Genomic DNA, 2,991 nt, shown 5'->3' on the forward strand with positions numbered 1-2,991 from the left:
CAATATTTTTAGAGAATAAACAGGCATTTCGTTTGTTGTTATCTATTTCAGAAATCTATTTTTGATTAATATCGCCGAATCAAGAAAGGGATGTCCTGTTTTACTACAGGGATACTGTCGCCGAATCAAGAAAGGGATGTCCTATTTTACAGGTTTGCGAGAAAGGGATGTCCTATTTTACAGGTTTGCGTAACTCGTGAGTATAGAACCATATGAGCGTAAGCACCAAAGTATAATTTCTGGTACGAAGTGTTTCCATTTGAAGTCTGGGTTAGTCATTGAGTCAAAAAATTAGATGGAAAAAAAAGGAATTTTGAGCCGATACTACATTTTTGCAACAACCCCTTCTTTGCCCCCAGAATACCACTTATTTCAATCCTTGATTGGAGCGTTATTGGGTGGGATGGTTCATTACATTAACCCATAATTGTCACGTTATTAAAATTATACCCTTCATCACCTACTAATGGTATGTTATATTATATCGATCAATACGGCGTACTGTTTTTTTTGTAATTAGAAAGGTATCATAATGAAAAAATATATTATTACACTGGGTCTTCTTATCATTTCTAGAGGCGCTTTTTCCAATGAGCAGTGTTACGACATTATTCCCGATGGCCCGATGCAAGAACTTAATGCACCAAACATATCAATGTTGGGGAATGGCGATATTTATGCGAATGGTGTTATGCAAGCACAGGTTAAAGTTAATTATGAGGCAAGCACTGGATTTTCATTTGATAGTGTTACCCTATGCGATGCATATACAATGAAACCTCTTCAAGAAGAGCAGCAGTGGGAAGTGAGTGAGCATTCTAATGGCTACCTACATGAGATTCATACCAATAGCTCTCAAGTACCAGAAGAGCAAATTTTTCCTTCTGATTGGGCTCCGAAAAATGCAGTTAGATATTTAAGTAAAGCAAACGATATAGCGAGTAGCATAGAAGTTTGCGCTGTTGTTTCTGGCAGACAAAATAATGGAGAGATAATTGCAAAAACAACATGTCTCGGTGATCATATATCAAGTGTACCAATTACTGCCCTAAATACTCCAACGATTGAATTTGAATTAGTAAAGAATAAATTTCGAGACTCTAAATATCATAGAGCTTTCGTATATGAGCTTCATACTAAAAATATCGATGTGGATATGAGAGAGATTAAATACGAAAGGGGTACTGTACCTTCCGATAGTTCAATTATACGTGTGCAAGCTAATTCTGATTACCTTATTTTACGTGATACTCAGCATTCTGAGAAAATTTCAGCTTGGATTGGTGTTTGGGCTTATGAAGTAAAGAAAACAACGACTGTTGAAATGATCAATGAGTTTTCTCATACTGTTGGTTCTTATTCAATCGCGCCAACAAGCCCTTCAAATTCTTTAGTCAGTACATATTTACTACACCAGATTCATAAGGGTGAATATATGCATGATGATTTTTTATGCACTTCAAGTCATTTAGATGGGGACCGTTGTATTAACTATTCAGGTGCTGTCCAATTTAACTATCCTAATTCAGATATTCTAACGTCTAAAGTAACTCTAATCGATAACTACGGTACGATACATAAGTTTAAACTGAGATTTGGAGTTGGTGATGATAATGATGTTCTGTTTATCGCTCACTAGGGTTTAATAGATAAAGAAAGTACTTAATAGAGAAGCCTATTGAGGTCTTATTAGTTCTGGTAGATGTATTGAATAATAAAGATAACGAAATTCACATTATTAAATATTGTTTATATTAGAATTAATACGCGAATGCCCATATATCATACTAAACATAAGACGGTATAATAATGAAAAAAACTATAATTACGTTATCTATTCTCACCTCTGGAGGCGTATTTGCCAATGAGCAGTGTTACGACATCATTCCCGATGGCCCAATACAAGAGCTTAATACACCAAAAATATCAATGTTAGGGAATGGTAATATTTATGCAAATAGTGTTATGCAGGCACAAGTTAAAGTAGATTATGAGGTGAGTGTTGGATTTTCACTTGATAGTGTTACTTTATGCGATGCATATACAATGATACCTCTTCAAGAAGAGCAGCTATGGGAAGTAAGTCAACACTCTAATGGCTACCTACATGAGATTATTACCAGTAGCTCTCAAGCAGAAGAATACCAATTTTTTCCTTCTAATTGGGCTCCGAAAAATGCAGTTAGATATTTAAGTAAAGCAAACAATATAGCGAGTAGCATAGAAGTTTGCGCCGTTGTTTCTGGCAGACAAAGTAATGGAGAGACAATTGCAAAAACAACATGTCTCGGTGACCATATATCAAGTGTACCAATTACGGCCCTAAGTACCCCAACGATTGAATTTGAATTAGTAAAGAACGAATTTAGAGACACTAAACATCATAGAGCTTTCGTATATGAACTTCATACTAAGGATATGAATGCTAATTTTAGGGAAATTAAATACAGTTCAGGTGCTATACCAGAAACAAATTCGGTTATACGAGTAGATGGTCATTCTTCTCACCTTATATTAAAAGATACTCAATATTTAGAAGCAATATCAAGTTGGATTGGTGTTTGGGCTTATGACGCAGGTGAAGTCACCACGGTAGAAATGATTAATGAGGTGTCTAACACTATTGGAAACTATTCCATAGCACCAGTCAGCCAGTCTCCATCGTTACTAAGTACATATTTGTCACATCAAATTCATAGAGCAAGTTACATGGATGGTGATTATTTTTGTGAGTATAGTTCAATACAGCCAGATCCTTGCATCAATTATTCAGGAACGAAAAATATATCTTCATCTCCTGATGCAGATCGATTAAGTAACTCGGTTACTTTAATTGATGATTACGGAACGGAGCATCAGTTTAAACTAAGATTTGGAATTGGTGATGATGATGATGATCTATCTGTAAGTTATTAATGGAAAAATAGAAGCTTTATTAGCTTAGTAGAGAAATAAACTAAGCTATTTTTATTAGATAGGAGGGTATATATC

General features: G+C 35.1%; 2 protein-coding genes and 1 pseudogene. 2 read left to right on the plus strand and 1 reads right to left on the minus strand.

Going from position 1 to position 2,991, the window contains the following annotated elements; translation table 11 throughout:
• Positions 1–180: 180 nt before the first annotated feature.
• Positions 181–279: pseudogene (locus CXF74_RS20855) on the minus strand (IS6 family transposase); the annotation flags it as partial.
• Between the two features lie 253 nt (positions 280–532).
• Here CXF74_RS20855 and CXF74_RS20860 point away from each other — a divergent pair.
• Positions 533–1,639: a hypothetical protein gene (locus tag CXF74_RS20860; RefSeq protein WP_101084500.1), complete on the plus strand. Its 1,107-nt coding sequence runs from the start codon at positions 533–535 to the stop codon at positions 1,637–1,639.
• 170 nt (positions 1,640–1,809) lie between these two features.
• Complete coding sequence (locus CXF74_RS20865) at positions 1,810–2,916, plus strand: hypothetical protein (RefSeq protein ID WP_101084501.1); 1,107 nt, start codon at positions 1,810–1,812, stop codon at positions 2,914–2,916.
• Positions 2,917–2,991: the final 75 nt, after the last annotated feature.

Source organism: Psychromonas sp. Urea-02u-13, assembly GCF_002835995.1.
Lineage (GTDB): Bacteria > Pseudomonadota > Gammaproteobacteria > Enterobacterales > Psychromonadaceae > Psychromonas.

What these genes read in the sequence shown, in the direction of transcription:
- CXF74_RS20860 (WP_101084500.1), top strand. Translation starts at nt 533, where the DNA reads ATGAAAAAATATATTATTACACTGGGTCTTCTTATCATTTCTAGAGGC.
- CXF74_RS20865 (WP_101084501.1), top strand. Translation starts at nt 1,810, where the DNA reads ATGAAAAAAACTATAATTACGTTATCTATTCTCACCTCTGGAGGCGTA.